Below are 23,768 nucleotides of genomic sequence, written 5' to 3' on the forward strand. Positions count from 1 at the left end.
GGGCAAAGTGGACCTGTCACTGGTGGGTGCCTTCGCTGGCTGGTAGTCGAACTCGGGGATTGATCTGGTTAGTGGCGACCTCATCGAGGTGTCTTTCAAAACTGGCCGCGCGCCTCGTCAAAGATTGATCTCATTTCGTCCCTGTCGACGGCGCTGACCGAGCGGGGTTGTTGGTTTGAGTTCCTTTGATTTTGCGTAGTCCAGCTACGCAATTCGGTGAGATTTGAAACCATACGGTTAGTTTGAAAAAATGCTAATTTACTTAGTATGGCTGAGCAAAAGGACAGAAAGCTAAGCAAGCTCGGGAGAACCCTCCCGCGGGGACTTCTGGTCGATGCGCCAATGACCATCACTTCATTCCCGCGTTCTTTCTGGTGCAGTGGGCCGATAGCTCCGGCAAGCTGGTCGAGTACACGATCAAGCATGGCAGGCTCATCGCGAAGCCGGTCGGTCCACGAGCGACAGGCTTTGAGCCGCACTTATACTCGTTTCCTGATCTCCCACCGGACGCCACTTGCTTCCTTGAGGCTGTCTTCTTCGATTATGCGGATCGCGTGGCCGCGGAAGCATTGCGCAACCACCTCTCTGCGGCGCCGGTCCGGTGGACCTCTGAATTGACGAGTGCCTGGTCACGCTTCGTGATTGCAATTCATCTGCGTCATCCCGATGCGATGCCGGAGTTGCGCGCTGCTGCCAAATCGGTGTGGGAGGGCAGCAGCGAAGAATATCAAGCCCGGTACGAGGCCATCAAGAGGGCGGAGGATCCTGCGACGCTAGACGAGTATCTCGCGACACGGGATCCGCTTACGGCGACCAAGATCGGCGTCAATATGATCATCAGGGTATTCGACAACGAGATTTTGGGCAAACATCTGAACAACATGACCTGGGGTGTGATCGACGTCGGCCGATCTCCATACCGCTTCCTTCTATCGGACCGCGCGGTTAGCTTCGCAAATCGGACCAATGCCGACGGCTCGGCCTGCTTGCCTATCAGTCCGACCAGGCTGTTCGTTGCCGCCAATACGCTCGACCGCCTGCAGCGCCTGCGTGCACTGTCGCCCTGCGACATCGTACACAACTCCAACAGATTTCTGGTCGGGCGTGCCCGCCGTTTCGTGTGGGCGCACGACCGGTCTCAGGGCGATTTCATTGCCAAACACATGTCGCAACGTATGGAGAAGACGCCGCTTTTCCCAAACATCGGATTTAACCGATAGCGTTTGACTAGCGCTGGGAGCGCAGCCGCGCGTAGGTTGATTTGATCATCTCGTCGAGCGCCGTCGCCGCATCCTTATTGAGATTGGGGTCATCCCGCAAAATCGACGAAATCTGCGCAAGCGGACTCGCGCTGCCGAAGCCTCTTTGCGGCAGCCGCATAAAACGATCGGCCGACAGGCCCAGCCAGTGGGTGAGGGCGGTAAGGCTGTCGACGTCGGGACGCTTGCCCTGGGTCAGCCGGGTCAGGGTCGAGGCGCTGACGCCGGATTGAGCGGATACATCCTTCCAGTTCAGGTCGCGGGTGATGCGCTCGCTGTCCAGGGCGGCTTGGAGGGCCTCCACGTCAAACTGGGTGGACGCAGATTTTTTTGATTTCACTCTTGCAATTCCTCGTCTGAAGTGCAATATCAAATTTCAAGTTAGCAAGTCAATTTCAAGATTGCAAGGAGATTTGCATGTCAAATGAGAAGGATAACCCCGGCCCAGGTCCGGAAGGCCCTGGTGGCGCGCCCGGCGGGCAAGGTGGCGGTGGCAACCCTGGCCATGGCGGGAATGGCGGAAATCCCGGTCACGGAGGAGGCGAAGGCCATGGCGGCCATGGGGAGAAGGTAACGGTCCTCGTCAACGAGAAGCGGGTTGTCTTCGACGAAGAGCGCCAGACGGGAATGTCGATCAAGCAGACCGCCATCGCCCAGGGCGTAGCGATCGAGCTGGATTTTGTCCTCAGCATCGAACGCGGTGGCGGCAAGACCGAGCTGATCGGCGACGACGATGATGTCAAACTTCACGACGGGGACCGTTTTCTCGCCATCCCCAATGACGACAACTCATGACCCGGATCCAGCCCCAGATCGAGAAGGCCATTGCCGACATCCGCTCGACCTTCACGGAATGCATCGTGGAAACCGAGCCGGATGGCGGAGGCGGCGCGTATGTCACCGTCAGGGATCTGGCGCTTGGCCCGCCATATGCGCAACAGAAGATCTGGGTCGGGTTTCAGATCACCTTTCAATATCCTTACGCGGACGTGTACCCGCACTTTACCTGCGCCGAGCTTGCCCGCACGGACGGCAGGTCCCTCGGCGATGGTATCGGCAACGCCAATTGGCGCGGCAGGAACGCGACACAGCTTTCGCGCCGGTCGAACAAACTCAATCCAGCCACTGATACGGCCGCCCTCAAGCTTCTGAAAGTTATGCAATGGCTCCGAACGCACCCGTAAGGCCGTGGCGGCTCACAATTCCCGAGGAGATGCACGCAGCTCTTATGCGGCATCTCTTTCCCGGGGACGGTGATGAACACGGCGCAATCATTCTGGCCGGTATCTGCGAATCCGATCGCGGATTGCGGCTCGTTGCGCGGGAGCTTCACCTGGCCATCGATGGGCAAGACTACGTCCCCGGCAAGTACGGCTATCGGATGCTGAAAGCGCAGTTCATTCAGAGCCGCATCTTGCGGGCACGCGACGCCAGTTTGGCCTATCTCGCTATCCATAATCACGGAGGCTCGACGTCGGTCGCCTTCTCACCGGACGATTTCGCGTCGCACGAACGCGGATACCCCGCGCTGCTCGACATATCTCGTGGTATGCCGGTCGGCGCCCTCGTCTTTGCGCGACAGGCTGTGGCTGGCGATCTCTGGTTCGCAGGCGGCAAGCGCTCGGTCCTGGGCGAAGCGCATGTCGTTGGCACTCGCAGACAGTTTCTCTTTCCGCAGCCGCCGGCACGCGGGGCAATATCTGATGCAGCTTACGATCGACAGAGCCGTCTGTTCGGCGATGCCGGTCAGGCGATTCTTGCCGGATGCCGCGTGGGCATTGTCGGGCTCGGCGGAGCGGGATCAATACTGGCCGAACTGCTGGGGCGTCTTGGCGTGGGCGACTTCGTGCTTGCCGACCCCGACAAGGTTGAGTTTTCAAACCTGCCGCGTTTGATCGGCGCAAAATACACCGATGTTGCCAGAAGCTGGTTGCCAAAGTATCTCCATGGGCGGTTCCGCAAATTCAAGGTCGATATGGCAGCGCGGAACATCAAGCATGCGAACCGGCGGGCGAAGGTCATGGCGTTGCCGCGCGATTTCGTTGATGCTGATGTGGCAGAGCGGTTTAAGGATTGCGATTATCTGTTTCTCGCGGCCGACACGATGAGCGCGCGACTGTTATTCAACGCGATCGTCAACCAGTACGGGATTCCCGGCGTTCAGGTCGGCGCCAAGGTGCCGCTCGATGGAGCGGGGCAGGTCGGAGATGTCTTCTGCGTCTCGCGGACCGTACGGCCGGGACACGGGTGCCTGTGGTGCAACGGGCTCATCAATGCCTCTCGCCTTCAGGATGAAGCGGTACCCGATGCGATCAAGAAGGGCTACGCCTACGTCAACGATGCTGGCGTGGTCGCCCCAAGCGTCGTGACGATGAACGCCGTGGCTTGTGCGCACGCCGCGGACGATTTCCTCTTCCATATGACCGGCTTGAAACACGACACTGCAGAGGCGGGCTGGTTTCGATGGAACGCGCGCAAAGGAACGGCAAGCTATGACGTGCCGCGAAAAGATGCGCAGTGCCTTGAATGCTCAGGCATCGAGGGAAGCCGACTGGGGTGCGGCGATAACTTCTTGTTGCCGACGCGGCCTGGCTGCTAGGGTCCCTTCTTCTCCCTGCAGTGATAAAGTGCGTCATCCGTGATGTTGATGGCGACTTCGTCGCCACTGTTTACATCGCGGCTGATCAAGACGCCCGGGAGGTGAAGTGCAAGCAGGCCGGCATTGTCGCGGCCCGTCGAAGTCGCATCGAGGATCGTGTGCCCGTACATGCGCCGCATGCCCGGCGAAGCCTGATTGTAGGATCCTACGGTCGAAATCTCGGTGATCCACGTGAAGTGAGGCAGGTGAAGGCGCGCAAGCTCATCCTTAAGGTCGTCGCAGGCAGTGCCGGAGGTAATATGCTTTCGGTAGCCTGATGCCGAAGTCAGGTATGTGCGCAGGACGATCTTGTCCTTCTTGTGCGCATCGATCAGCTCGTCGAGGAGGCGATCGTTTACTGGCGCTCCCTGCTCGGCGAGCTTCGCCCGGATGGAGGCAATGTTCTTGATAGCCGCGTTCAGGCGTCCCACCGCCGTTCGCTCCGCCGCGCGCGCGGTCGCAAAGACTCGAATTGGCATGAGGACAACCGCAAAAACGCCGTGTTCTTCGACATTCAAGTCAACCGGAGTGGTGGTCGTGAACGAATGCCTGATGAGTTGGTGTTCATCAAACTTGTGAGTTACGGCGGCATCGCGCGTTCGCGGCAGCAGCATGTAAGGGCCAGCCTGGTCGTCGTGCACTATAAAGGCTGGCACATACTCTGCGAGTTGATTTGAAGGAGTCCGCCTGGCGGCAAAGACCCGGCCGATGACGGTCACGGCATGGCCGAGTCCTTCTCCATGGGCGAGGCCAAGGATAACGGGCAAGCCAGATTCGACATAGGGAATAATCTCGGCGGCAATCTCTTTGCCCGGTTCCTTGCCCGTGCCCTCTATGTAAAGCGGCTGGAAACCCATCTCGTGGATGGCGCGGATCATGTGGTCCGGCGTGAGAAACTCGGAGCCAGCAGGAAGTGATGTTGCCTGGTACGCCGTAGTTGGTGCGGCCATACGGGTGATATCGGCGACCGAGAGCCAATTGTACTTATGACGTTGATGCATATGCCGGGCGCCCATCCAGATGGCGACCTGAGCGCACGCACCCACGCGAGAGTCCTGCTGCATGAAACACGCCGCCGACACATCCAGTTCCGCTCCAAGAAGATTGGCGCGGATGTCGGCACGGCAAGTAACGATGGATTCGAGATTGCGGCCTGCCGGACCAGCCTGAAGGAGCGCGGTGCGACCGATCGGAGCACTCGGGAGTGGTCGCACAACACAGAAACCGATGTAGCTGCGTTTGGATGTCCTTTGGAGCCCCGCAACGCGATCGCTCCAGATCGGGAGCGCGAGAATGGCTGCGACGTCCTCCTTGAAAAAATGGATTCGCTTGCAGTGACGCTCGTATGTGCGAAAAGTCTGGGCGTAGAAACGGCGGTAGTCGGCGGAGTAGTCGCGATCGATGTAGCGCGTTTCAATGAGATAGGACTTGGCGCCGACCGTTATAAGATGTCTGATGATACTGTGAACCGGACGCTGATCTTTGCCGCCGAGTTCCTCAGCGAGGCCTCCCCAGTCTTCAGACGTATTCAGCTTTCCTACCGCGTAGTCGAGGTTCATAGGCAATCAATCTCGTTAAGACGCAAAGCATTGGTCTTCCTTTCGGGGAATCGAAGGAATCGCTGGTTACTTTAGCGCGAACTTCTTGATTTCCTGAGCCGCCTTGATCGCGGACTCCTGAATCTTCTCAATGTCGCGAATCGTCTCGTCGTCGCTTTTCAGCGTGAAGCCGATCGATTCAGCGGACAACTCAACGCGTTGACGGGTCGGGGGAATGCTGGTCGGCGCGTTGGTTGGTTTATCTATCACGTCGCTGGCGGTCACAATGTTGTTTGGCGGGACGTTCAGGGCGCCGAGGAAGGGAATAGCCCCGGATCTGCATACGAATCGGTGAACATTAAGTCGTGGGGCGACATCGCGTCAATCGTCGATCCGGCCCTCTCACGGATCCGATCAGAAAATTGATCAACCCGTTTTACATGGTTTGACCTGCTGACGTGGCGTAAGTTATTGGTTTTACTTGCTGTTTATTGCCTCCTGGCGCTGGCTTCACCGACTTTTGAAGAGCAAAGCGAACGAATCTTTGGAGGATGCGCCGTGTACGCATCCCAAGCATGAAACCGCGATCAATCGCGCCGGACCGGGAGGCCTTCCATCAGGACCTGGAGTTGCTTTGGTCATCGGCGCGGTCTCTTCGGGAATGCGGGCTCGTCGGACGATGATAAGGGGGGCAAACGACAGGCCGCGCCAGGACCTGTTCTTCGATCCACTGGCCTGTTCGATGCCACGTCAATCGCTCGAGAGTCGTACGCTGCGGCAATTCCAGGCTTTTACGCGCGGCCTTGATCTGCCTGGCGCTGGCCATGCATCGGAAGGGGCCGACCGGAGACGCGAGGAGACGGATTGGTCAAGCCCGTGTATCTCGAGCCGTCGCTCGATAACCGGAAAGGCTGGCAGGAAGGGTGTCGTCCCGGCGGACCTTCAGATGCTTTTCGGCCGGATCGCGAAATGGTCTCAAGGGCTCGAAATTAAGACCCGCTTTACCGGTTTCATCAAGAGGGTGTTTCACTTGCGCTTTCCGAGCCCGGGAGAGGGCGGCGCTCCACCGAAGTGATGATGTCATGCCGTCGGTGGCCGCCCCTCATTTTGCGTCGATTTTCGCGACGCGCTGCAGGGTGACGTCCGCGGTCGAAACCCAGGCTATCCTTCGGTGAACGATGAAAGGCACTTTTTCTTTGCATCGAGTTGCGTGCCGCCGACGGAGTGGAAGGATGCCCATAGGCCATCCGGAAAGGGTTGGCGTCCGATGATGATGAGGAGAAATCCCGGGAGGTGATGGGTCGATCGGCGGACCACCTCCGTGATGCTCCAGAAATCCTGGGGAGACGGCGTCGGCTCATTTTCGGGATGCGTATGCCAGTCGCCGACATAATCAAGTCCCAAGACGTGATGTTGGAAGATCTCCTCCTGTTCCGACGCGCGGTGGGGCCGGAACGAGAAGCGACCTCTACGATCCTGCGATCGCGGGCGAGTCGCCGCGACGATATCCCAGTGGTCGCCTCTCACTCGAGCGAAAAGCTGTCCGCCCGCCTCGCGTTGATAGAAGCGCCTCTGCCGGTGTGCGTCGAACGTCGCAAGCGCATCGGGTCTGATGCGCACCGAGAGCCGCCCGACCTCGAACGTCAGAACCGGCCCACTCACGTAAATGACCAATCGCCGACAAACAGACCGCCCATGTTGCCGGGCTGGCCGCGCGACACTGCCCAGCCGGAGGCGACTGAGGCTTCCGCCTCCTCGAACGCGACGACATCCGCAATCCAGGAATGCCAGGCCGGCGCGGTTTCGAGTCCGCGCAACGCATCGATCGCGAGCCTGACGACGAGAGCCTGGGCGTGCGCGAGTTCGACCGCGCCGAACGTCGTCGACGCCCCACCGCATTCGGGCGGCGGCGGCTTCCCACCCGCGACCACGGGCAAGCGGGGATTACCATGCTCGTCGAAGCCGTCGGCCAATTTCGCGCCGGCGCTGCCCAGCAGAAGAGCATGCGAGGCGAGCGCGTGGCGCTCCATCCAGCCGTAGACGGCTAAACCCTTACGACCAAGCCGCGTTAGAGCAAGTTCGACCGAAGCATCCGCGGTCCAGTCCCCGGTGCAGCTGACAATCAGATCCGTATCATTGAGGGCTTCGGAATGCTCGCGCGCGAAGGTAGCGAACGTGGTCTGGTAGCCTTCCACGAAGCCTATCAGCGGCAGGGCTGCGCGGATGGCGTTCGCAAGGGACCTGGCCTTGCCGTGCCCGACATGGTCTGCGCCAAGTTCGTGCCGACGAATGTTCTCCCAGCCGAGGCTGTCGGGGTCGACGAGGCGCAAATGGTCGACGCCGGCCTGCGCCAGCATGCGGGCCACGCCGGATCCCAGCGCGCCGCAGCCGACGACGAGAACTTTGGCCGCCGCCATCTGGCGTTGCAGCCCTTCGGGCAGCCGCGAGGACGACGCATCAAGCCGATCGGTCGCCAAGCGCTCGATCCTGAAACGCCCGAACAGCGTTCTCATAGGATTTTCCGCGCGTTCGAGCCCCTGGCGGAGAATACGCCTCTTCAGCGGCAGACCCGCTCGGTCGAGCGGTCGTCGGATCCGCAAGGCTGCGTAGTGTTCTCGGCCCGACGGAGCCCGTCCCGCCAGCACGACGAAAAACTCCTTCGGATCGTTGTCCACGAGGCGCGCCAGAAGATCGGTGCCGCCCCGAGTGCGGGCCTCCACCAGCGTCCAGAGCTCCGCCGCAGTGTCGGGATAACGATGGGGAGCCGGAAGAGGATCGATCGGGATGAGAGCTGTCGTTTTCAGCCATTTGGGGGCGGCGCCGGTCCGGTTTGTCCAGAATCTCGCCGCGTCGGCCTTGCTCGGAAGCACGAATGCCCGGTTCTTCGTCTGCACGGCGCGGACGAGCCTGCATTGCGTGGTGCCTTCGGGCCCCGGAAGAACTTCGGCAAGAAGGTCCGTGTCGCTTGACCAGTTCAACCAATAAAGGCCGAAATCTTCGCGGAAGTCGTCGTCGTGCTGTTTGGTCTCGTTTTCGGCCAGGAGGCGGAAGGCTGCGGCTAGCGCCGCCTTGACGGTAGCAATGCCATCGCCGGGCACCGGCTTGCTGCCGAGGCAGAGTTTGCCGTCCCTCTCGACGTGTGGCTGCGCTTGCGCGCGCGCGTACCCGACAAGATAAATGCGCGGGGCGCTGAAAGGAAAGTCGGCGTCGACCTGCAACTCGAGTTCGCGTCCCCGCCATCGCACGCGCCAGCCGTCGGACATGCCGGCACGCAGCGCGCCTGCGGCCATGCGGCCCGCGAAGTCGTCACCGAGCCCGGCGAACCAATCGTCGAGCTTCGGCGGATCAGACGGGACCGCCGGGGCGGCTTCAAGCGGCAGGCTCACGCGTGGCAGCGCTCCTCAGGCGTAGCGGCTTTCGCCCTGCTTGATCACCGCCGGGCCACTGGCCTTCTCGGCCTGCGATTTCTTCGAGGGATCGGGCTGTTTGGAGAACCAATCGGTGTTGAAAAACTTGTCCCAAGCCTTCATCGCGTCCTCGTGCGAGCAGTCGAGCTTGTCGAGCACGTCGAGATGCTTGAGGTTCTCGTCGATCTTCTCCTTCAGGAATTTCGTCGTCTCGTCGCCGCTTTCAGCGATGTTCTCGTTCAGCACGGGATGCCGGACGGCCGAGTTAAGGGCAAGCACGAGGCTGATGGACCTCAGCGTCTGCCGGAGTACAGAATCGTCTCGTTCCTGAGACTGGGCGAAATTGTCGGCGACGAGCTTCGAGATGGCGAACCCGCTCGCGATCTTGTCCGACCAGCCGTAGCGGCTGCGGGCAAATCCTTTGGCCAGTCGGACAATCCGGATGAATTGCCCGTCGTTGCCGTTGGAGGTCGAGTCCGACGACTTGTTCTTGTTCTCGTCTTTGAACCACTTCGTATTCGCGAGGGGATCGGATGAGCGCCACTTGTCGCCGGCGGCGATCTCGTAGGACTTCGTCTCCTCGCCGGTGAACGGGCTCTTGGTGCGGATCTCACGATAGACGGGTACGTCGACGTGATAACCTTCCTTCTTGTAGTAGACCCGTACGCAGTTGTTCCGGGCTTCGGGTTGATCCGCGAAGCGCTTGTCCTGCAGGGCGTCGCTGACCATCTTGCGGGCGTCTTCGGGAGACTTGTCTTCTTCCTTATCGTTCTTGAGGCTGTCCCTGCTGAAATAGACGCCGTCGTCGACATCGTAGTCCCCGCGATCGTGCTGGATCATCGTCCGCATCGCGTAACTGCCTTGGGTCCTGGATCCGATCGACTTCGGGCTCCCGTTGCGCGCCAGGCCATTCTTCAGACGATCGCGGTTGATCTTCGCTTTGCCGTAGATGTCGGCCCGGTCATCCTCGGACATGCGCACCTCAGAGCGCTCGAAGCCCCTCATCTGTTCGTTACAGTCCTTCACGTGGTCGTCTCCATCTTCACACCGGTCTTCGGCATCTCTGGCAGGCTCATCATCAACGCCTTTACCATCCGTCCGTCCGCATTGTTCGGATCGTCGCAAGCGCTCTTGGCGATATCCGCATCGTTGCTCGCCTGCTGGATCAGCCGCTTCACTGCTTCGGGCCGGGCGTCGTCAAGCGCGAGGTATTTCATCATTTCGGCGGGCACGTCCTTGTTCGGGAAGCGTAGTCTGGTAACCGGCCGCCCCAACTCGGTCAGCTTGTTGCCGATGAAGCGGGCCATGTTGTCGAACGCGAATTCCTGGGCCGTGATGCTGAGGGCGGCGGCGTCCGCGCCCATCTTCCAGCCGAGGATGGAGCGGTGCACCTTGCGTGCAGGAATGAGTTCGCCTTCGGGCCGGGAGCAGGTGCCTAGCGAAAAAATTTGGATGGCTGCGCCTGCAGGGGCGCACGCGAGAGCATCGGTCAGCCCGACCATGATGGGATTGTTCGCCCAAAGGCCTCCATCGGCAAACACTTGTTCGACCCCGTGATCATTATTGGGGTCGTCGATCGCGGCCAACGACCGAAAGATTGGGGCCGCACTCGACGCCATGCAGATGTCGACCAGCTTGTAGTGATCGTCGCGTACTCCGCTCTTGGGCGTCTTCTTGAAGACCCAGGAGCGATGGCTACTCATCAGGATGGCCGGGATCGAGAGCGAAATGCTGCGCTTCTGGAACACATCCAGTATGGTCGTGTCTTCCAGCACATCGCTCAGGGCCTTGCGCAGCACATGGTCGCCCTTGCGGACGTAGTGTCCGCCGACAAACATGCGCCAGATCGCGCTCGCGGTGCCCTTGATCCGGTGCGGAAAGATCTGGCGGCCGTGGTCGCGATACATCTTGACGATCTCGCCCATCGGGCGCCCGACGGCCAGCGCGCAGCCGACGATGGCCCCTGTGCTGGTGCCGGTGATCAGATCGAAGCCTTTGCCGAGATCGAGGCTTTCCACACCGCGCGTCCGCGCGAACTGGGTGACGAGTCGGTCGAGGAAGGCTGCAGTGTAGATGCCACGCATGCCGCCGCCATCCAGGCTGAGCACCCGGTAGGGTTTAACGTCGGACGGGTGACCCGCAACTTCGTCGTCTGTAATCAAACTAACTTCCAGGCATTGCACAAGCGATTCACGCTTCGTGCGTCACACGTCTGGCGACGAAGGTCGTCCGCAATTTGCGGCACGTGCCGCCGGATCGAATACTTCAGAACGCACAGCTGTAGGAATGACTCCGGCGAAATCCGCAATATTAGAGTTAAACAAGACCAAGAGCTGGTGCTTCGCGCTTGCCGTCGCAAGTGGCAAAGAGGTTTATTTTCCCGATTGCATCGCAATTCCCCAATGACTCGGCCCACTCAGTTAGCAGGTTATGATTCGCAATTGGCGGAAGCACCTTCTTCAGATGCCAATCGATGTAGGCCACGAGGTCGCGATCGGTAAGCTCTTCCCGGCGAACGAAGTCCAGGATCTCTCCTGCCGCTCGAGCAACGGATTGTGCTCGCTCGCGACAGATCGAAAAGGCAAGTCGTGCTGCCGTCTTCAGACGGGGCACCGCGCGGCTTCGTCCTGGCGGATATCGTGGTGGAGCTCGCCTTTCTCGGCGAGCGCGTCGGAGTCTTCATGCCAAAACCATCCGGAGATTGGGCTAGCCAGTCCCCGCACCGCGGAAAGAACCTAGCCGAAATCATGAGAGGCTCGATGGTACTCCCGGGGTGGGTGACGATGCGATCGAGCGAGCCGAATCGTACGCGACGCGCCGGCGGAAGCCTACGGAGGAATTCGCCGCCTACCTCGTCGAGGTCGAAGGCCGGGACTGGAGTTACTGGTTGGCGCTCTACCCCTGCGGGATCTGCTCGATCTTCGAACGAGAACATCCACGAGACCGCATCCGTCCGGGCGGGCGGCACGCGCGCAAAGTCTATTTCCCTGTCGCTTCGGCAAGGGAGATTCGGCCCCCTTTCGCCGGCGTGAACTGGCGACGGAGGTGCAGTTGCCGCACCAATAAGGCGGGGATCTTGATGGCAGCAACGATCCGTCCGCGGAACGATCTTACAGCAGCGCGAAGCCCGGCAGGCAGGGCGTAAACCCTCGCAGCCTCTCAAAACGTAACCTTTAGCCTCAGGTACGGATACGCAGCAAAACCGTTCCATTCCAGAGCCTTCACAGTGGAAAACTGTTGTGTGACCTGCAGGACGCCGCTGAGCTGGACGTAGCTATTTGGTGTCCAGTCTGCTCGAGCAGACGCTTGCAAGATAAGATCGTCGCGGCCGCCGGGAAAATCTGTGAAATGCCGCCCTTGAACGTAGCCGCCAGCTGACGTCGTCAGGCCGGTTACTGGCGTCTGCCAGGTCACACTGCCAGACAGCCTGGAGGAGAAATTTTGCTGGCTGGCGATATCCGAGAACGTGAATTCGCCCTCTGCGACGAAAGTGCCCGCGACGCAAAAAGTTTCCTGGCCTTTCGGACCGCAGATCGTCCCGCCTAGATCCTGATTATTGCGAGCCCAAGCGACTGAAGGCGTGAAAAGCTCCACCTGGTAAGGACTAAATCCGGATCCGTAGACCGTGCTGGAGGCAACCGAATAGCTCATTACGTCGGAAGTCGTCGTGCCGCTTGTCTTGCCCGGCACAACGAGATTGAGAACCTGGTTGTAAGTGGCGTTGTTCACCAGGATGTCGACGTTCTTTCTGAACAGGCGTGCATAACGCTGGTCGCTCACGCCGCTCTGCAGGATGAAGCTATCGGCAAGGCCGACGGGAATATTGACGGTAAGCAGGCCCGTGGTGCCAAAAACTGTGTCGCCCACGTGGATGGGGGTTTTGCTCGCGTTGTTGTCGAACACTGACTGGCTCGAAACAGATGCTGTGACGGTGGTTTCTCGCGGCTTGGTCGTTACGACGTGTTCGGTGATCACCTTCTTCTTCTGAACTTTGCGGGTTTCGTGGTCCTTGATACCGTACGTTTCGTACGCTCTTTGGACCGCCTCGGCGTCCGCAGGCAGCATCAGCTGCTTCTCGGCCAGGACCTTTTGGAGGCGACGGCGTCGCTCGGCAGGAGGTACGGCAACAGTCTCGGTTGTCGTGTAGGTCTGAACCCTTGTTTTTGTCACGACTTCGGTCTGCGGAAGGTCCGGCTTCCGATCCTTGGGAGGCGTCAAATTCTCGATGCGGACTTGTAGATTTGGGTCGACCTGAGCAGCCGCGGCTGTAGAGTAAATGGCCAGTGCGGCAATTGAGCCCAGCAATATAAACGTGCAGCGCATGATCGATTCCTGCAACAATTTGCAACAACATTGGCGAAACTATCAAGCGCGCGCACGAATCGTACTCGCGCTTGTGGCCTCGATTTGGGCGGCAGGCGGGGGGCGGGCCGATCCGCTTGTCGGCGGAGCCGATCCCAACATTCAAAACCGGATTGAGCAAACCGTGCCAAGTGCGACGGATCGCCTGCTCAACAATTTGCGCGAAAGACCCCCGACATATTCTGGTCCCGCAAAAAATCTGCGGACCCACCCCTCTCGTCGTCGAAACAACAACACGAACACCCCGATGCGCTAAACTGACGAGACAGCTTCGCTGACATCAAGATTGTGCTACGCCCCGCCTCAAGTTATAAAACCATGGTACAAGTTCAAGTAGAAGTATTGTCCAATACGTACATTTCCTCATCGTCCGCCAGCGTTCGGTCCGTACGGAATAAATTTGAACCGCGGCGATATCAGATCCGCAACGCCCCTCCAAAAATCTCCTTTGGAGTGCTACAACTTAAAGGTATATCTTGAGGATTGCTGGTATCGTCGAGCGTTGTAAATAACTTGTTGCGTTCAAGAGCTCTTTTACTTGTCCGCGCACACGCTCATCGAAGCGTCTCATCGCTATAAATATCCCGTGTCGAAATTTTCCGGCTCCGTGGAGAATGTCCCTAGCTATCTTCGAGACCCGGTCCGGACAGAACTGCGCAATGCTGCCTGCTGAGCTTGTTGGTTGGAATTCGCTCAGATAGGAGGCGGTCCCGTTGGCTCACTAGCATAAGTGGAAATTTGATAGGTCTGCCACCAGTCGAGTGGAGGGCAAGAATTTGAGCATTTCAACTCGTCTGCGTGAATTCTCGCAGCTGTTCGTTCTTCCGGTGATCCTGATCCCCGCCTGGCTTGCGTTTATCGCGGGTTTTTCTTTCGTCGGATTATTGCCGTTGGGGGTGTTGATCGTCTCGGCTATCTCCGTGTTTGCGATCCGGGCAGTCTGCCGAAGGCACAGCGGCAACGCTGTCCTCGCCGAGGTCGGATCGAAACTTATCACCTACTGCATGGTGACCGGCGCCGTTTCGGCATGTTTCCTATTGCTGCAGATCGGCTTCTATCTTTTCTTGACGCAGTTCTCACCGCGACTGAGCACCGTGACTGCTTGGTACGATAGCCTCGAGGCTGGACACATAATCGAGCGCGTGAAGTCCTTCGCCCTGAAGGCGCGCCTTGCCATCATACTCGTTCTTGGTTTCAACCTGATCTTCTTCCCGCTTCTCTCGTCGAGGGTGGCTCGACTTTCGAAGATGGCATCGAAGGGTATAGACGTCGTCGGTGCTTTCTTCATCGCGGTCCTGCTGTTCTCCTTCTACGGCTCTGCGCCTAGCGGTTTGAACGCCCTGCGGGTCGAGCTTCGGTCCGCGCACGATGCTATAGACAATTCGTACAAACGAGCCGTTGCCCGCGCGTCCATCCACTTCGCGAAGGTCATGCTGGATAGGGCGACCCTGCAGGATGACCACCTTTTCCGGACTGCGTCGCCCCCGGGGGATTGGGGTGGTCCGCGACCCGCAGGCGCGCCTCCGGGACCACGACCGACGCCCCCGCCCGCCGGCTCGGGTGTTTGGGACACTGAACTCAAGGCCAGGGTCCTCAATTCCGACGAGCGGCTGAACGAGCGCATCGCGAGCAGAACGGCTGCGAATGCAGCCAAGTTCGACGGACGCGGTCGGTCCGACGCGCTGAACGCGCCGCCTACGGCAAGTACGTCCAAACTGGCCGAACTCGGATCCGCCCTGGATGGACCTCGGGGAGGAGCAGCGCGGGAAGGGAGCCCTCCCGGGGACGACCTCAAACGACCAGGCAGCAGCCAGTCTCAGCAGCGTGCGTTCCGAGAGATGCTCTCGACTGCGCTCGACGTTGCGAAGGTCCCCGAGGTCATCGAACCGGCAATATCCGAGCTAGTGAAGGAAACCGTCTCCGGGAACGTGATCAAAGAAATATTGACGGCGATGAGCGACGATTTGCTGGCTGACGGTATAAGAGCGGCCGCGGTCGAATTCGTCGACAACTACCTCAAGGGAGCGGTGTCGTCGGCGGACGCGAAATCTGAGCTCCGAAGAAGAGCATCGGCTTTGCTCGACACGAAATTGGGTGCGTCTTTGAAAAATGCCTTGAGTGGGATCCGGGGATACGGATCGATGCTCTTCGACCGTATCCAAAGTCTACGCGGGGGAAGCCGCGATCCGGTGATTTCCCCGCGAGAGGATGAGATGATCGCGGAGGCCAAGTCGAAGGCGTCCGGCCTTTCCGATAGCGGTGGAAGGAGCAGGATCGGCTCCGATCTAATCCAAAGGTCGAGGATCGAAACTTCGAAGATCATCGATATTCTTTCGGTGCAAGCGAAGACCGACGATTTGGCGGCGCGGTCGCTGCTGGATGTCGGAGCGAACCTTTCGGACATGGAATCCAGGGCCACGCAGTTGGGCGCGATCGTGAGACTGGCCCAAGAGCATGGTTACAGGGCGGAGGTCGGAGTTTGCATCGTGACACTCGGGGGCGTGGTCGTTGCGACGTTCATCTCAACTCGACAGGAATGCGAGGGCGCGAGACGATGAACTCCAGCAAGACGTCCGTCCCCTGGCGGCGTGACTTCGACCCACACTGCCGGTGGCCCTCGCCATCCAACGCGACGTGCGCATCTGTAAGAAGAGTACGCGATTACCTGTCTTTCGGCGGCAGACCACGAGGAATGGCGAGTTTTTACCGATCAGCCGAGACGGTGGCGACATTACGATCGTCAGCAAGAAGCGACGCGTTCGGTCTGATATCGCCTGCCATGGCGGATAGGCATATCTGAAACACTGTGTGGGACTTTCGGCTTGATGAGACCGATTTATTCGCGGCGTCAGGCCTATTTCAGAGGCGGGAATGGCCGACGCGTCTCTGCAAGGATATCCGGAACTATCGCATCGTACCGGTCGATCCTCTTTGCTTCACCCATGTCGAGGTCCGCGTTCCAGTACGGCGCAAAGCCGCCCGGGAAGTAGAATGTCGAGAAGCCGGCCGCCGCCGCAGCCAGGATGTCCCGGTCGACCTGGTCACCTACCATGAAACACCGAGCCGAGCCGACGTCCCGCTTGAGGTCGAGATACACTTGCGAAGTCTTGCGCACCGAGACGACATCGCCAATCAGGTGTTCGAGGCTGTGTCCGGAAATGAACCTGCGGCACCTTTCGGTCTTCTCTTCGGTCACGATCGTGACCGGTACTCCGGCTTTCGAAATGGCGATGAGTCCTTCGCGAACGCCCGTCCGCAGCATCGGAAGGCTCTGGATGGCTTCCAGGAAGCGGGATTGAGCCGACTCGAAGATGTTGTCCGGCCGGACCTCCGGTCCGGAGATTAGTGCGACCGTTTCTTCTACGTCGCGCCCCTGAAGCACCATCGAGAGTCCTTGCGCGAGCAACGCCGCCGGATAGCGCAGATGATCCGGATGCGTCGCCGCGATCTTCTGGTCCAAGTCCCGCAAAAACGCCAATCCTTGATCCTCGTCCTGCGGTGCGTTACGGCCGGTGAGCCGCTCGATCTGCCGCAGCATGTCCAATTGCGCGGCCGCGAATACCCGGTCCGTGTCCCAGAGTGTATTGTCGGCGTCCGTGAAGAGATGCGCCTTCAACGGGTCATCCCCCTTTCTTGCCCGGGGCCGGAACGGGCGCCGGTGGGTTTACGGCTGGTGCGGTTGAGGGCGTCGCCTTGGGCGCGGCGGAGCTCGAGGATTTGACCATGATCACGTTCGCGCCAGCCAGAAGGAAGAACCCCAACAAGACCCACATTGCGGCCTGCAGAACGCCCACACCTGGCTTCAGGAGACGAAGCTTGTCCGCCACTTTTTCGGCGACGAGATAGGATTCCGCGATGTAACACTTGGCGTAGTATGCCTTAAGATCTGCTCCTTCTTTGGTGCCGAGAGCGATGAAAGCTTCGCCCCAGGTCGGAGCAGTCACGTCCAGGATGCCTTTATAGAAGAGCATGGACGTTGGTCGGTCGGGCTTAGATCCGGCTTTCCAGGTCTTGGGTATTCTAAATCGCGGCTTGACCGCCCAGAGGATGATCAATACGGAGCCCGTCACCAGCAGGACGTAGGCGAAGAAAGCAGCGTATGTCGCTATGGTCAGCGCCGAAAACGGATCGGTGCCGAACGCGCCGAAACCGGGCCAAGGATAGTCTGCCGCGAACCTGGTGAAGACGGCGGCGACCACGGCGCTCAAGAACGCCACGATCGTCAGCAGACGCGAGGCTTTACCGTCCTCGTATTCGGTCAGTGCCTTCACTTCCGCGAGACTGGCCTTTGCACCGTCGTGAACGCGATCGAGCGCGTCCGTCGGAATTGACCACCCGTCGAGCTTGGCCGACAGTTCCGCGAAGCCCGTATCGCTGGGAGGCTTGCTGATGCCAAACATACCGAATCACCCGCTTTGCAGATCAACTGCTTCCCCCATATATCGCCGCCATCCTTCGCGCCGCAACCCGCAGGCATCGCATTTGCCGCAGCCGAAGCCCCAATCGTGACGGACGCTCCGGTCGCCCAGGTAGCAGGTATGAGTCTTGTCGAGGATCAATTCGACGAATGAGCGCCCTCCTAACTTCTCGGCAAGCCTCCATGTCGCGGCTTTGTCGATCCACATCAGCGGCGTCTGCAGTACAAGACGTGCCTCCATGCCGAGATTGATAGCAACCTGAAGCGCCTTCACGGTATCGTCCCTGCAATCGGGGTAGCCCGAGAAATCAGTCTCGCAGACGCCTGTGACGACGTGTTTGAGGCCGCGCTGATGGGCGACGATCGCCGCGAAGGTCAGGAACACCAGATTGCGGCCGGGAACGAAAGTGGAGGGAAGACCGTCCGGCCGTTTCGAAAGTGGCAGATCTGCGGTCAGGGCGCTGGTACTCACCTGTCCGAGAACGGCCAGGTCGATGACGTGATCACGCCCGAGCCTCGCTTCCCAACGTGGGTCGATGCCGGCAATGCCGGATCTCACCGCGCCGCGACAATCCATCTCGATCGCGTGACGCTGACCGTATCCGAATCCGATCGTCTCCACATGATCGTAGCGCGACAGCGCCCACGCGAGGCACGTCGTCGAGTCTTGGCCGCCCGAGAAGAGAACGATTGCGGATTGCGTCATCGCGATCTCCAGGAATGAATGCCGAATTCAGCGACGGGGTCCGTCGTATTCCGCCCAGCAATCGGTGGTCTCGTAGACCCTCACGCTGAAGAGTTGCGCCAGTTGCGGCTTGATCCTGTCCCAGATCCAGATCGCGATGTTTTCCGCGGTGGGATTCTCCAGTCCCGGAACGTCGTTCAGGCAGTGGTGGTCAAGCGCCTTGAGAAGGGGGCCGAACGCCGCCTCCATGTCGAAAAAATCCACCACGAAGCCGGTATGCGGATCGACCGGCCCGTCCAATACGACCTCGATGCGATAGGAATGACCGTGCATCCGATGGCAACGGTGTGTCTGTGGAACGCTGGGAAGCCGGTGCGCGGCTTCGAACTTGAATGCCTGGGATATCTTCATCGAATGCCAAGATGCTTGTGGGTTTGAATGCTGAGACGCCACTTCGGATTGTTCAGGCAGTACGCGACAGCTTGCCGCGTGTGGTCGACCACGTCAGGGCCGTCCATCGGTTGAAGCAGAAAATTATCGAAGCCCATGCTCTCGAACCGTTCAGGCGGGGCTAGCGTCTGCGGGTACACGAGTTTGAGTTCGTGTCCTCGGGTGATCGTAAGTCTCGCATTCGATTTGGGGCTGACACAGATCCAATCGATGCCGGCAGGAGCCGGCAGCGTTCCATTCGTCTCGATCGCGATACGGAAGCCGAAGCCGTGCAGCGCCCGCACGAGTTCGTCGTCAACCTGCAGCAGGGGCTCTCCCCCGGTGAGGACGCAGAGACGATGAGCTTCGCCGGCGGTCCATTCGGAGACGATCGCCTCGGCGAGGCTTTGTGCGTCGCGATACCGGCCTCCCTTCGTGCCGTCGGTCCCGACGAAATCCGTATCGCAGAAACGACAGACCGCCTCGTGCCGATCCTGTTCGCGTCCCGACCAGAGATTGCAGCCGGCGAAGCGACAGAATACCGCGGGGCGCCCGGCCTGTATTCCCTCGCCCTGCAGCGTCAGAAAAATCTCCTTGACCGCGTAGGAGCCCATATCCCCACCGCCCTCAATTGGCGCGCCGGATGAGGCGCACGAGAAAATGCGACACCAGCCGATAGTCGGCCTTCGTGTTCTGAAGGGCGTGCCACAAACGCTTTTCAGTGCCGAAATTCCACTCGCCGCTGGACCAATGGGTCTTGCCGACCAGACACTTCAGGCCGTTCTCGAATTGCCGTTGCGACTTCGCCTTGTTCCTGATGGCGAGTTCGTCCATCGCGTAGCCCAGGGAAATCAGACCGACGCCGTGCACAAGACGTGACGTCTTCGGCGTATGATCCTTCCAATCCTTAGCGAAGGTGTGTTGCACCGCGCCAAAGAAATTGCTGACGAGTTCGACGCCCTCGGACATCAGATCTCCGTTGCTTTCGAAGCCGCGAAGCGCGCCCTGCTGCAGCGAATTCATCAAAAGCCGCTGCAGAAGGGTATCTTTGATGATCCCCTCAGGATGGGTCTGTTGGTTGATCTGGCCGCGCAGCGACGAATCCGGATCGTAGTTGAGGCGTTCCGTCAACAATGCGGCGCCGGCGCGATCGGACAAGCGGTGCGGCAGTCCGTCCAGCCCCGGCAGCAGTTCGTAGATAAGAGGCTTGGCGATCGGCCGCGTATTGTTGACCAGAATGAATTGACGATTGAGTTCAGCCATGTCGTCGCAGAGGAACGAAGAGACGAGAAATTCGAATTTCCGCTCCGGCAGGCTCAGCGCGGCGCACAGGCGCTGCTGGCCGTCGACCACCCACCCCGGAGGTCCGCCGGAAGTGTCGACCACAAAGCCGCCGTCGCGTGTGGCCGAGGCTCCCTTGGCGAATGCGAGCACGATCGCGTTGGGCAGCATCGCGTCGTCCTGCCCCAAATAATCGCTTATCTCCCTGATATGGGACGCGATCTGCGGCCGCTGAAATCCGTTCAGACGACCTTTCGCATCGCGGCCGATCCGCTCGATGCGAGCGATCTTCGTTATCTCCTGCGGGGTTGCGGAGAAGCAGATGACCCGAGGGCCCTTGCCCTGGCGCGGTGAAATCGTCGGCTCGAAACGTACTTTAGTCATCGTTCTCTTTTCCGGACTTGTTTGCCGTCCGCCGTCAGGTGCGCGTAGAAGACGTGCAGGTTGTGGATGCCGCGTCTCTTGTTGCGATTGGACGAACGAAAGATCAGTGCTTCTACGCCGGCGTCGCGACAGACGCGGCAGCGACAGCGCTCCCAGGGCCGATCGCCCAGCGTTTTCAGATAGGCCGTTCGCAATTCGGCGAGCCTCGCCTCGTTGCGTGCATCGCTGGCGCGCTCGTCCCAGAGGGCGTATCGGCCGTACTCGATGACCGCGTCCACCGCGGATTCGACCTTCATCCTTCGGGAGGCGAACTTGCGAACGCCTTCCAGCGCGCGCGTCTCCAGCCGGAGCAGATTTTCTTGGTCGAGACGACCCCTGCGGGCATTTCTCAGCAGCTTGTCGTTGTCGATCGCCTGGGGGATCCGGACCGCTGTGTAATAGGCGAGTTCGCCGCTCTTCCCCAAGGCATAGTAATTGCGCTTGCCGTCCTTGAAGGCGCGCAGCAACGGCGACGTGGTGTCGAAGCTTGCAACGCCGTATTTCCTCACGGCTGAGAGGTGCTCGGTCTTGCCGAAGCCGAGAAGATGCAGCTTGATGCGTCTTGGCAGAGATTCGCGGATCGTCGCCAACGCCTTCTCGATCTGCTCGATGCGCAACGGTACCATGCCGCCGACGGCGAGGTAGCCGTAACCCATCTTGGCGAGCGCGGTCGCACAGTCGGCCATGCTGCGCGCAGACCAGCCCTGAATGACGCCGACCGGAGTGAACTTCCTGCCCAAAGCCTTTGATGCCGGCAGAAATCGGCGCGCGTTCTCGATCGTGATGTCCACGCGCCGCTTCGCCTCGGCTGAAGGCCTCATCCCGTCCTCAAGGAAATCGAAAACCAGATGGTCGATCGAGCAGCCGTGCGTGAAGCCGCCATCCTCGTAGAATTCGAGGGTGTCATGGATTTTATAGGGCGGATCCTTCCGGTCACGATACGTGAAGGCGCCGTTGTCCCCCATCACCATGCTGCCGGGATATTTGGAAAGCGGGTAGCGGAGAAATTCGCGCGCTCCTTCCCTGCGGAAGCGCATCGCCTGCGCCTCCGAATACTTGCCGGTCACGGTAGCGTCCCCGACGATCGCGCGGGAGACCAAGAGACCGTCGTAGGGTGGGGTGTCCAGGTGCTCGTGCGGGAAATCGTCGTCGGCATGCGCGCGCCGCCGCTTCGCCGCGCGGTCCGCGACGAAGTCGAACTCCGGGTCAACGAAATCGAGGCTATCGGAATACAAGAACTTCATGCCGCGGAAGCCCTGGAGACGTCTCGCTCGAGTTGAATCAAGTAGTTGGAGAGCAGACGTTGGTCCTTGGGTGTCGATTGGAGGTCGTTCCAATCACGGTTCAGCGCCTCCCATCTTCCTTCGGTCCAGCGGCAATAAGGAGCGAGGCGGGTGAGCACCGACCTCACCGCCGAAGGGTCGCCGCTCAAATTGCCGTAACGCGTCATGATCTGATCCATGAGGACGCCCATCGCAGTGATGCCGGCGGCATGCATGAGCCTGCTCCGGTCTGGCGGAAGACCCCAAGCGCCGGGGAACGCGTCCCGAACCGCCGACCAGAAGGAGACGAGGAGCCGATACATCGCGTCGGTGTCAGCGGTCCCGTCGGTGTCGACGTGCGCGGCAAGCGCGCCGCGTGGATCCTGCAAGCTGCGGCGCATGAGATTGGTCAGGGTCGAATCGGTAACGACGGCCAAAGGGGACGAATGGGATGGTCTCTTGACGAGTTGATAGAAGGGAGAGTTCGGCGTATCGGCAAGTGCGGCGCACAGTATACTCGGAACCCGGCGCGCGGAGAGATCGCGCGGAAGGACGGCCCCCACCGTCGGCAACAGTTCGTCGATGAGGCGCTTGTCGAGGGGACGCGCCTTGTTCACGAGAATGAATTGCTCGCGGTGAACCGCTATGTCACTTGAGACGAACGCGATGACCGGCACCGGAAGATTTGACCCGCCAGATTCGGCGAGTGCCAGCGCGCGCTGTTGTCCGTCCACGATCCAGGCAGACTTCCTTCCCGGTCTCACCGGAATCGAGAGCACGCCAGCGTCGCCGGCATCATCGACGGTCTCGTTCTTCGTGCCCCTCTTCTGGTTGAATTTGGCGCCGGCGATCGCGAGAATCACGGCATTCGGAAACAGAACGTCGCCGCCGGCCAGATATTCGGCTATCGCCTTGACATGAGCGCGGATCTCGGGCCGCTGGAACCCCTCGATCTGACTATCCGTGGATTGCTTGATCCGGGCGATCTCGGCCATTTCGAGTATCCGCGATCCGGGAACGAAGAACGCGAAGACTTCGGTGCCGCCTTGGCGGGTCCTGATGGCGTGCACGTTCACGCAGGGTATAGCCTTCATGAGAGCCCTCGCCGCACGTCGTTGTAGATCCGGGAGAACCGACCCTGTTCGCAGGACACCCCTTCGACATTTCTTAGATGTCTGAGGACCATGTTCGACGTGGGTCCGACCTTCGGCATCAGGCGGGTGACCATCCTTCTGATCTCGTCGTCGGAAACCCTCTTCTGGACCCGCGGTCGGCGAAAGGCGAAAGGGGCGAGGCGCGCGGCGACGGCCTTCCTGTCGGTCTCGAGCGTCCCGTCGGACCGCGGCGAAATGTTCGTCACGAAATCGAGAAGCGCGCGCTGGGGAAAATCGACCCGCGTTCCTGGGCGCCCCAGCCTGTCCAACCGTTCGTCGTACGGCATCACGTATGGCTTGAGGGCGTCGCACAGATGATTGCTGATGGACAGCCCGAACAACCTGAGCTGAACACCCTCCATTCGGGAAACGCCTATCAACTCCTTCTCGATCATCGCGGCGTAGGCGCGCGAAAGGCACACCAGAACTTGCGACGAGCCCCTCGCGTCTTTCGCCAGAGTTGAGGAGAAGGGTCCCTTCGAGACGTGGGCCCACCATCGCGCGGCGCACACTTCGCCCTTGATCTTGCGGAGGACGGAGGCCGGCCCGACCGGCCGGATTGTCAGATCGTAGCCCGGAATCGGGGTTTCGCTCTTCACGTAACCCAGTCCCGCGGAAAGAACGGCAAATCTTCCCGAAACGTGCTCCGAGGCCTTGCGGGCCATCTGGAACGCCCGCCCCTTGTAGAGATCGGCCGCCGGCTGGAGTTGGGTCTCCCTCTTCAGCCGTCCGATCCAGGCATCTGCGGTCTGCTCGAGCGTCCCGCGCGGCAACGATCTGACGGAAAGCGCGCGCGTGCATCGCTTTCCTGCCGAACAGGTCGTCACGACGAGCGTCGGTTTTCGGAGGCGGTTGATCGTTTTCGTACGAGAAACTGCCATTCTTTCTGCGACCGTAGCCACTCTTTACTGCA

General features: G+C 60.1%; 23 protein-coding genes. 5 read left to right on the top strand and 18 right to left on the bottom strand.

Features of this window, described 5'->3' with window-relative positions:
• Positions 1-356: 356 nt before the first annotated feature.
• The gene (locus AS156_RS12185; protein ID WP_066503963.1) at positions 357-1,220 is read left to right on the top strand and encodes a DUF4238 domain-containing protein; all 864 of its coding nucleotides are present in this window, start codon (positions 357-359) and stop codon (positions 1,218-1,220) included.
• Between the two features lie 7 nt (positions 1,221-1,227).
• Here AS156_RS12185 and AS156_RS12190 read toward each other — a convergent pair whose 3' ends face one another.
• Positions 1,228-1,599: a helix-turn-helix domain-containing protein gene (locus tag AS156_RS12190; RefSeq protein ID WP_066503965.1), complete on the bottom strand. Its 372-nt coding sequence runs from the start codon at positions 1,597-1,599 to the stop codon at positions 1,228-1,230.
• 77 nt (positions 1,600-1,676) lie between these two features.
• Between AS156_RS12190 and AS156_RS41965 the strand changes: the two genes are divergently transcribed.
• Genes AS156_RS41965 through AS156_RS12205 form a run of 3 tightly spaced genes read left to right on the top strand, consistent with a single transcriptional unit; the run spans position 1,677 to position 3,858 of the window.
• Entirely contained in the window at positions 1,677-2,054 is a 378-nt protein-coding gene (locus tag AS156_RS41965; RefSeq protein WP_136626160.1) for a multiubiquitin domain-containing protein, read from the top strand.
• On the top strand, positions 2,051-2,443 hold the full coding sequence (locus AS156_RS12200; protein WP_201456030.1) for a hypothetical protein: 393 nt from the start codon (positions 2,051-2,053) through the stop codon (positions 2,441-2,443). Before AS156_RS41965 ends, AS156_RS12200 begins: the two co-directional genes overlap by 4 nt.
• 44 nt (positions 2,444-2,487) lie before the next feature.
• Positions 2,488-3,858 (top strand): ThiF family adenylyltransferase, encoded by a 1,371-nt coding sequence (locus AS156_RS12205; protein WP_201456031.1) that lies wholly within the window; start codon positions 2,488-2,490, stop codon positions 3,856-3,858.
• Here the strand turns inward: AS156_RS12205 and AS156_RS12210 are convergent.
• The 8 genes from AS156_RS12210 to AS156_RS12240 all read right to left on the bottom strand — a co-directional run bounded on the left by AS156_RS12210 (position 3,855) and on the right by AS156_RS12240 (position 13,165).
• Positions 3,855-5,456 carry a hypothetical protein gene (locus AS156_RS12210; RefSeq protein ID WP_066503968.1) on the bottom strand — a complete coding sequence of 534 codons (1,602 nt, stop codon included), beginning with the start codon at positions 5,454-5,456 and terminating at the stop codon, positions 3,855-3,857. The two genes, AS156_RS12205 and AS156_RS12210, sit on opposite strands and share 4 nt — an antisense overlap.
• Before the next feature lie 66 nt (positions 5,457-5,522).
• Complete coding sequence (locus AS156_RS41970) at positions 5,523-5,720, bottom strand: hypothetical protein (protein ID WP_136626161.1); 198 nt, start codon at positions 5,718-5,720, stop codon at positions 5,523-5,525.
• Between the two features lie 876 nt (positions 5,721-6,596).
• Positions 6,597-7,055 carry a Mov34/MPN/PAD-1 family protein gene (locus tag AS156_RS42820; RefSeq protein ID WP_160331084.1) on the bottom strand — a complete coding sequence of 153 codons (459 nt, stop codon included), beginning with the start codon at positions 7,053-7,055 and terminating at the stop codon, positions 6,597-6,599.
• A 38-nt stretch (positions 7,056-7,093) separates the two neighbouring features.
• A complete protein-coding gene (locus AS156_RS12225) occupies positions 7,094-8,821 on the bottom strand; it encodes a ThiF family adenylyltransferase (RefSeq protein ID WP_066503975.1) in 1,728 nt (575 codons plus the stop codon).
• Between the two features lie 15 nt (positions 8,822-8,836).
• Positions 8,837-9,817 carry a nucleotidyltransferase domain-containing protein gene (locus AS156_RS12230; RefSeq protein WP_136626162.1) on the bottom strand — a complete coding sequence of 327 codons (981 nt, stop codon included), beginning with the start codon at positions 9,815-9,817 and terminating at the stop codon, positions 8,837-8,839.
• Positions 9,818-9,864: 47 nt separating this feature from the next.
• Entirely contained in the window at positions 9,865-11,004 is a 1,140-nt protein-coding gene (locus tag AS156_RS12235) for a patatin-like phospholipase family protein (RefSeq protein ID WP_245312742.1), read from the bottom strand.
• A 154-nt stretch (positions 11,005-11,158) separates the two neighbouring features.
• Positions 11,159-11,455 (bottom strand): hypothetical protein, encoded by a 297-nt coding sequence (locus tag AS156_RS41975; RefSeq protein ID WP_136626163.1) that lies wholly within the window; start codon positions 11,453-11,455, stop codon positions 11,159-11,161.
• A 546-nt stretch (positions 11,456-12,001) separates the two neighbouring features.
• Positions 12,002-13,165, bottom strand: a complete 1,164-nt coding sequence (locus tag AS156_RS12240) for a hypothetical protein (RefSeq protein ID WP_066503979.1) — start codon at positions 13,163-13,165, stop codon at positions 12,002-12,004.
• Between the two features lie 815 nt (positions 13,166-13,980).
• Between AS156_RS12240 and AS156_RS12245 the strand changes: the two genes are divergently transcribed.
• Positions 13,981-15,762 carry a hypothetical protein gene (locus tag AS156_RS12245; RefSeq protein ID WP_136626164.1) on the top strand — a complete coding sequence of 594 codons (1,782 nt, stop codon included), beginning with the start codon at positions 13,981-13,983 and terminating at the stop codon, positions 15,760-15,762.
• A 296-nt stretch (positions 15,763-16,058) separates the two neighbouring features.
• Here AS156_RS12245 and AS156_RS12250 read toward each other — a convergent pair whose 3' ends face one another.
• The 9 genes from AS156_RS12250 to AS156_RS12290 are packed head-to-tail and all read right to left on the bottom strand — an operon-like array spanning position 16,059 to position 23,736.
• Positions 16,059-16,820 (bottom strand): HAD family hydrolase, encoded by a 762-nt coding sequence (locus AS156_RS12250; protein ID WP_066503984.1) that lies wholly within the window; start codon positions 16,818-16,820, stop codon positions 16,059-16,061.
• 4 nt (positions 16,821-16,824) lie between these two features.
• A complete protein-coding gene (locus AS156_RS12255) occupies positions 16,825-17,604 on the bottom strand; it encodes a Pycsar system effector family protein (protein ID WP_066503990.1) in 780 nt (259 codons plus the stop codon).
• 6 nt (positions 17,605-17,610) lie between these two features.
• Positions 17,611-18,327, bottom strand: coding sequence for a 7-cyano-7-deazaguanine synthase QueC (queC, locus tag AS156_RS12260; protein ID WP_066503992.1), 717 nt, complete (start codon positions 18,325-18,327; stop codon positions 17,611-17,613).
• A gap of 27 nt (positions 18,328-18,354) precedes the next feature.
• The gene (gene queD / locus AS156_RS12265; protein WP_066503994.1) at positions 18,355-18,717 is read right to left on the bottom strand and encodes a 6-carboxytetrahydropterin synthase QueD; all 363 of its coding nucleotides are present in this window, start codon (positions 18,715-18,717) and stop codon (positions 18,355-18,357) included.
• Complete coding sequence (gene queE, locus AS156_RS12270) at positions 18,714-19,349, bottom strand: 7-carboxy-7-deazaguanine synthase (protein ID WP_066503995.1); 636 nt, start codon at positions 19,347-19,349, stop codon at positions 18,714-18,716. The genes queD and queE overlap by 4 nt, the downstream gene beginning before the upstream one ends.
• A 13-nt stretch (positions 19,350-19,362) precedes the next feature.
• Entirely contained in the window at positions 19,363-20,400 is a 1,038-nt protein-coding gene (gene dbpB, locus AS156_RS12275) for a DGQHR domain-containing protein DpdB (protein WP_066503997.1), read from the bottom strand.
• Positions 20,397-21,683, bottom strand: a complete 1,287-nt coding sequence (dpdA, locus tag AS156_RS12280) for a tRNA-guanine transglycosylase DpdA (RefSeq protein WP_066503999.1) — start codon at positions 21,681-21,683, stop codon at positions 20,397-20,399. Before dpdA ends, dbpB (AS156_RS12275) begins: the two co-directional genes overlap by 4 nt.
• Complete coding sequence (gene dbpB / locus AS156_RS12285; protein WP_066504000.1) at positions 21,680-22,795, bottom strand: DGQHR domain-containing protein DpdB; 1,116 nt, start codon at positions 22,793-22,795, stop codon at positions 21,680-21,682. Before dbpB (AS156_RS12285) ends, dpdA begins: the two co-directional genes overlap by 4 nt.
• Positions 22,792-23,736, bottom strand: a complete 945-nt coding sequence (locus AS156_RS12290) for a hypothetical protein (protein WP_136626166.1) — start codon at positions 23,734-23,736, stop codon at positions 22,792-22,794. The genes dbpB (AS156_RS12285) and AS156_RS12290 overlap by 4 nt, the downstream gene beginning before the upstream one ends.
• Positions 23,737-23,768 lie beyond the last annotated feature (32 nt).

This window comes from Bradyrhizobium macuxiense (assembly GCF_001542415.1).
GTDB lineage: Bacteria > Pseudomonadota > Alphaproteobacteria > Rhizobiales > Xanthobacteraceae > Bradyrhizobium > Bradyrhizobium macuxiense.

Excerpts from the sequence above, each read along its gene's own strand:
- AS156_RS41965 (WP_136626160.1), top strand. The coding sequence starts at position 1,677 with ATGTCAAATGAGAAGGATAACCCCGGCCCAGGTCCGGAAGGCCCTGGT.
- AS156_RS12200 (WP_201456030.1), top strand. The coding sequence starts at position 2,051 with ATGACCCGGATCCAGCCCCAGATCGAGAAGGCCATTGCCGACATCCGC.
- AS156_RS12205 (WP_201456031.1), top strand. The coding sequence starts at position 2,488 with ATGCGGCATCTCTTTCCCGGGGACGGTGATGAACACGGCGCAATCATT.
- AS156_RS12210 (WP_066503968.1), bottom strand. The coding sequence starts at position 5,456 with ATGAACCTCGACTACGCGGTAGGAAAGCTGAATACGTCTGAAGACTGG.
- AS156_RS12230 (WP_136626162.1), bottom strand. The coding sequence starts at position 9,817 with ATGTCCGAGGATGACCGGGCCGACATCTACGGCAAAGCGAAGATCAAC.
- AS156_RS12240 (WP_066503979.1), bottom strand. The coding sequence starts at position 13,165 with ATGCGCTGCACGTTTATATTGCTGGGCTCAATTGCCGCACTGGCCATT.
- AS156_RS12255 (WP_066503990.1), bottom strand. The coding sequence starts at position 17,604 with ATGTTTGGCATCAGCAAGCCTCCCAGCGATACGGGCTTCGCGGAACTG.
- queC (WP_066503992.1), bottom strand. The coding sequence starts at position 18,327 with ATGACGCAATCCGCAATCGTTCTCTTCTCGGGCGGCCAAGACTCGACG.
- queD (WP_066503994.1), bottom strand. The coding sequence starts at position 18,717 with ATGAAGATATCCCAGGCATTCAAGTTCGAAGCCGCGCACCGGCTTCCC.
- queE (WP_066503995.1), bottom strand. The coding sequence starts at position 19,349 with ATGGGCTCCTACGCGGTCAAGGAGATTTTTCTGACGCTGCAGGGCGAG.
- dbpB (WP_066503997.1), bottom strand. The coding sequence starts at position 20,400 with ATGACTAAAGTACGTTTCGAGCCGACGATTTCACCGCGCCAGGGCAAG.
- dpdA (WP_066503999.1), bottom strand. The coding sequence starts at position 21,683 with ATGAAGTTCTTGTATTCCGATAGCCTCGATTTCGTTGACCCGGAGTTC.
- dbpB (WP_066504000.1), bottom strand. The coding sequence starts at position 22,795 with ATGAAGGCTATACCCTGCGTGAACGTGCACGCCATCAGGACCCGCCAA.
- AS156_RS12290 (WP_136626166.1), bottom strand. The coding sequence starts at position 23,736 with ATGGCAGTTTCTCGTACGAAAACGATCAACCGCCTCCGAAAACCGACG.